Source organism: Frankia sp. Hr75.2, from assembly GCF_949319125.1.
In the GTDB taxonomy this organism is placed as follows: domain Bacteria; phylum Actinomycetota; class Actinomycetes; order Frankiales; family Frankiaceae; genus Parafrankia; species Parafrankia soli.
The window spans coordinates 1-4,435 of sequence record NZ_CASGGV010000091.1 but is presented as its reverse complement, the minus strand read 5'-3'; the positions used below and the strand labels follow the sequence as shown (position 1 = coordinate 4,435).

The 4,435-nt window shown below is 67.0% G+C and carries 5 protein-coding genes; 1 reads left to right on the top strand and 4 read right to left on the bottom strand.

Going from position 1 to position 4,435, the window contains the following annotated elements; translation table 11 throughout:
• Positions 1-17: 17 nt before the first annotated feature.
• From AC559T_RS08760 to AC559T_RS08750, 3 genes are all read right to left on the bottom strand, one after another.
• Positions 18-1,181, bottom strand: coding sequence for an epoxide hydrolase family protein (locus AC559T_RS08760; protein WP_498868391.1), 1,164 nt, complete (start codon positions 1,179-1,181; stop codon positions 18-20).
• A 133-nt stretch (positions 1,182-1,314) separates the two neighbouring features.
• The gene (locus AC559T_RS08755; protein ID WP_498868390.1) at positions 1,315-2,061 is read right to left on the bottom strand and encodes an SDR family NAD(P)-dependent oxidoreductase; all 747 of its coding nucleotides are present in this window, start codon (positions 2,059-2,061) and stop codon (positions 1,315-1,317) included.
• A 115-nt stretch (positions 2,062-2,176) separates the two neighbouring features.
• Positions 2,177-2,599, bottom strand: a complete 423-nt coding sequence (locus tag AC559T_RS08750) for a cupin domain-containing protein (RefSeq protein WP_498868389.1) — start codon at positions 2,597-2,599, stop codon at positions 2,177-2,179.
• Between the two features lie 257 nt (positions 2,600-2,856).
• Between AC559T_RS08750 and AC559T_RS08745 the strand changes: the two genes are divergently transcribed.
• Positions 2,857-3,234 carry a DUF2255 family protein gene (locus AC559T_RS08745; RefSeq protein WP_498868388.1) on the top strand — a complete coding sequence of 126 codons (378 nt, stop codon included), beginning with the start codon at positions 2,857-2,859 and terminating at the stop codon, positions 3,232-3,234.
• A gap of 115 nt (positions 3,235-3,349) precedes the next feature.
• On the opposite strand, the gene AC559T_RS08740 is transcribed toward AC559T_RS08745, so the two are convergent.
• Positions 3,350-4,270 (bottom strand): TIGR03619 family F420-dependent LLM class oxidoreductase, encoded by a 921-nt coding sequence (locus AC559T_RS08740; RefSeq protein ID WP_498868387.1) that lies wholly within the window; start codon positions 4,268-4,270, stop codon positions 3,350-3,352.
• Positions 4,271-4,435: the final 165 nt, after the last annotated feature.

Sequence of the window (4,435 nt, the reverse complement as noted above, 5' to 3'; positions counted from 1 at the left end):
GGCATCGCTCGCGTCCATCAGGTGGCCGCGCGCAGCGGCCGGAAGAAGACGCGAATGTCCTCCACGAGGAGCTGTGGTTCCTCGGCCGCGGCGAAGTGGCCTCCGCGGTCCATCCGGGTCCAGTGCACGAGGTTCGCCGCGCGCCGTGCGAGAGCGCGGGGGACGTGGGACAGCTCGTGGGGGAACACGGCGATGCCCGTGGGCGCTTCCAGGGCGGGCTGGCGGTCATGTGAGGAGGTCCACGGCTGCTGGAACGAGTCGGCGTAGAACCGCAGCGAGCCGCCGACCGTACCGGTGAGCCAGTACAGCGCGAAAGTGGTGATGAGGTCGTCCTTGCTGAAGCGGCGTTCCACGTCACCGCCGCAGTCGCTCCAGGCCCGCCGGCGTTGCAGCATCCAGGCCGCCAGACCCACGGGCGAGTCCTGCAGGGCCCAGGCCAGAGTCCGGGGTTCGAACGTGTGCGTCAGGAAGTGTGTGAGGTTCAGCGTCGCGGGGCGCTGCCGGTCGAAGTCGCCGACCTCCTCGGGCTCGAAGTCGTCTCGGCTCAGCCCGCCCAGGTCGGTGCCAAGCAGGGCGGGGTAGGTCAGGTGCGCGCCGACGAGGCGATCGGCGAACTCATGGGCCAGCTGTGCGGTGACGAACGCTCCCGAGTCGCCGCCGTGCGCGCCGAACCGCCGGTAGCCGAGCTCGGCCATGAGTTTCACCCACAGGGTGGCGGTCTGCCGAAATCCGACTCCGGCCGGGGTGGGCGAGGAGAAGACCGAACCGGGTAGCGACGGCACGACGACGTCGAAGGCGTCCGCGGGATCGGCGCCGAAACGCTCAGGATGAGCGAGCGGTTCGATTACCTTCCTGAAGTCCCAGAAGGTCCACGGCCACCCGTGGGTGAGGACGAGCGGAAGCGGGGCGGGGCCGGAGCCGCGCTTGTGGAGCGCGTGGACGGTGACGCCGTCGATCTCCCCACGGACGTGTGGCCACCGGTTCATCGCCGTCTCTTGCGCGCGCCAGTCGTACCGGGTGCGCCAGTACCCGGCCAGCTCGTGCAGGTAGGCAGCGGGCACGCCGTAGTGCCAGGTGTCGTCGCCCGACGCCTCGTCTGCCCAGGCGGTGGTGCGCAGCCGCTCGGCGAGTACCGCCAGACGGTCCTCGCTGACGTGAATGCGAAACGGCTCGACTGTCACGGGATCACCCTTCGGTGAAGCCCCGGTGTCCTGACGCGCCGACGTCCGTCGTCCGACCGCCCCCGGGGACGGTCGGACGACGCCTGGCGGGCAGTTGCGGCGACGCCTGATCACCAGGTGGGACGGCTGCTGGTCAGCTGGAGGTGAGGCCGTTGTCGACGGTGTAGACGGAGCCGGTTATCGAACGGGCTTCGCCGGAGGCGAGGAACGAGAACAGCGCGGCGATCTCCGCCGGCTCGGCCAGGCCGCGCAGGCCCGCCATGCGGCGGGCGAGGTCGGGGTCCATGCCGGCCGGGAACGTCGTGGGTGACGCGATGTTGGTGTTGGTGCCTGCCGGGGCGATGGCGTTGACGCGCAGCGGCGTCTTCAGGAACTCGACGGCCAGGGCCCGGGTGAGCTGGATGACGCCGCCCTTGCTCATGCAGTAGGCAGCAGAGTAGGGCAGTCCCTGCAGGCCCGCGTTGGAGGCGATGTTCACGATGTTTCCACCGGTCTCCAGCAGGTGCGGAATGGCGGCCTGAGCCAGGAAGAAGTAGGCGTCGAGGTTGACACCCATCACCCGCCGGTACTGCTCAAGGGACACCTTCGTGGTGTGTTCGGCCAGGTAGATGCCCGCGACGTTACCCAGTACGTCGAGCCGCCCGAACTCCTCGACGCACGCGGCCACCGCCTCGACGCATACCGCCGGGTCGCTGACGTCAGCCTGGCGGACCGACACTGTGCCCGTCGTGAGTGCCTTCGTCTCGGCCAGCCGGCCCTCGTCGATGTCGAGGGCGAGCACCGAGGCGCCTTCCCGGGCCAGGCGGAGGGTGATTGCCCGGCCCATGCCGGACCCGGCGCCGGTGACGAGGACGACCTTGCCCTCGAATAACTCTGACATGGCTGAAATCCCTCGTGTAGTAGATGGCCCTGTCTCGGGCATCGGCCCGTCCGCCGAGCCGGTACCGGCGTCACCGGTTGGCCCGCGCGATCACGGCAGGCCGCGTGGGCGATGGTCAGGTCGACCGTTGATCCACGAAGATGCCGGGCTGACCGGCGTGGATCTCGATCCATTCGGCGCCGTCGTCCCCGGCCCGCCACGAATAGAGAAGGTTGGGCGTGAAGAAGCCCATGCCGGCCCCCACCCGCCGTCGACCGAAGATCAGCTCACCGCGCAGGATGTAGTTCAGCTGATGGGTGCCGTGGCGATGCGGCTTGACCTTCTCACCCGGTGCGGCCGTCTCGTGGTAGACGCTCAGCTCCGGTGAGTTGAGGATCGTCCTCGTGACGAGATCCCGGCCGAAAAGATCGAAGTAAGGCTGGGCCTGGGCGGAGTCACCCATAATGTCGACATTCGTGCGGCCTGGCAGCTCGGTGACGTCAAAGAAGAACTGCCGGGGCCTTTCCTGGTTGCTCTGCCGGTCGGTCTCGTCGGCCATCGGTCCTCTCCCTTCAGTGCGTTGGTCGCGTCAGTGCGTTCGTTGTGCTCGGAGTCGTTCCTGCGCTGACGAACCTCACCCGGGAAGGAGCACCGTGGCCGCAGCCAGCCCGCTGCTCACCCTGAACAGCGGCGTGCGCATGCCCGCCCTTGGCCTCGGTGTCGACCAGTCCTCGTCCGAGGGCACGGCCGGCCCCGGCCGACGGCGCATGCGGTGGCAGCCAGCCCCCCTTTCCCCACGACCAGAGGAGCCACGTCATGGCCACCTGGACCGATGAAGATCTCGACCGCGTCGGCCGGGCCGAGGAACTGCAGCTCGCGTCCCGCCGCGGGGACGGCACCCTGCGCCCCTACGTGACGATGTGGGTTGTCCGTGCCGGGGACGATCTGTACGTCCGCTCGGCCTACGGCCCGGACAACCCGTGGTATCGCCGAGCGAAGGCCAGCGGTGCCGGTCATGTCCGTGCCGGCGGCGCGGAACGCGACATCCTCTTCGCCGACGCGGGCGCCGACGTGCATCCGGACATCGACGCGGCCTACCACGCCAAGTACGGCCGCTACGGCCCCGCAATCGTCGGATCCGTCGTCGGTGACAAGGTCGTCCCGGTGACGATCCGCCTGCTGCCGCGCGCCTGACCGTCACCTGTGGGCTGGTCCTCGTCCGGCGGGCGGAGGGCGTCGTCCTGACGTGCCGCCGGCGTCGACCAGCTGATTCTCCAGTGGGGGCAGAACCATCCCAGGCTTTCAGCCACTACGCAATCGCGGGCGCGATCTCTTCGGCCACCCATTGGGTGTAGTCGAAGTACTCCTCGAGATGGCTGACGCTCGGTATCGGCACTGAACTCATCGTCACGCCCAGCTCCTTGAACCAGCAGAGCCGGTCGATGATCTCCTGTTTGGTCATGCCTGCCCGAGCGCGTGGATCTTTCTGTATAACGTGGCCGTCACCGACTCGCGTGGTGGCGAAGCCGTAGAATACATCGATGAGCTTGCCACTGTAGTCGGGCTGCGACTTGATGAAGGAAATCTTCGCCGGTATATCTTCGGGTCTGGTGAGGAAAGGCCACCAGCCCGATGCGTAGCGGGCGGTGCGCCTCAGCACGGCATCGGCATCACCACCGAACCATACCGGCAGGTGTGGTTTCTGGAAGGGCTTGGGCTCGAACACGACATCTCGGAAAGAGACGTACTTTCCTTCGAACTCCGGTTCCTCCTTGGTCCAGAGCTCGATGATTGCCTGAATGTACTCCTCGCTCATCGCTCCGCGCTCGCGGAAGGGAACACCCAGAGTTTCGAACTCCTCTTCCAGCCAGCCCACACCGAACGTGACGGAGACACGGCCACTCGACATCCAGTCGATGCTCGAGAGAGCCTTGGCGGTGATGGCGGGGTGCTGTAACGGCAGGATCGCGATGCACGAGTTGACCCGTATCTTTTCCGTGGCCCCGGCCAGATAGGCCATGGTCGGATAGGCGCTTAAGTGGTGTGGCCCCGAAAGATCGACATGGGTCTTCGGGATGATGTGGTGTTCGGGCACGCTAATCATGGCGTAGCCAAGCTTCTCGGCCCACCTGGCGAGACGCGTCTGGTCCGCGCCCGTCACTGTGGCTTCCCACGGCTGGCAGGTGGCCTTCAGTCGCAGCAGATGTGGCATAGCAAATCCCAGTCTCACGCCTTCTCCTCACTGACCCGTTTCATCGGACTTTATGCCTGGACCATTCACCGAGGTGCGCCGCATCCCTGCGGTATGCGGTAGGCATTGGTGATGTATGCGCCAGGTGATTCCTGTACCGCTTTGGCCACGGGGGAGTGGCGACGCGGCTGCGACGGAGTGGAT

Excerpts from the sequence above, each read along its gene's own strand:
- AC559T_RS08750 (WP_498868389.1), bottom strand. The coding sequence starts at position 2,599 with ATGGCCGACGAGACCGACCGGCAGAGCAACCAGGAAAGGCCCCGGCAG.
- AC559T_RS08755 (WP_498868390.1), bottom strand. The coding sequence starts at position 2,061 with ATGTCAGAGTTATTCGAGGGCAAGGTCGTCCTCGTCACCGGCGCCGGG.
- AC559T_RS08745 (WP_498868388.1), top strand. The coding sequence starts at position 2,857 with ATGGCCACCTGGACCGATGAAGATCTCGACCGCGTCGGCCGGGCCGAG.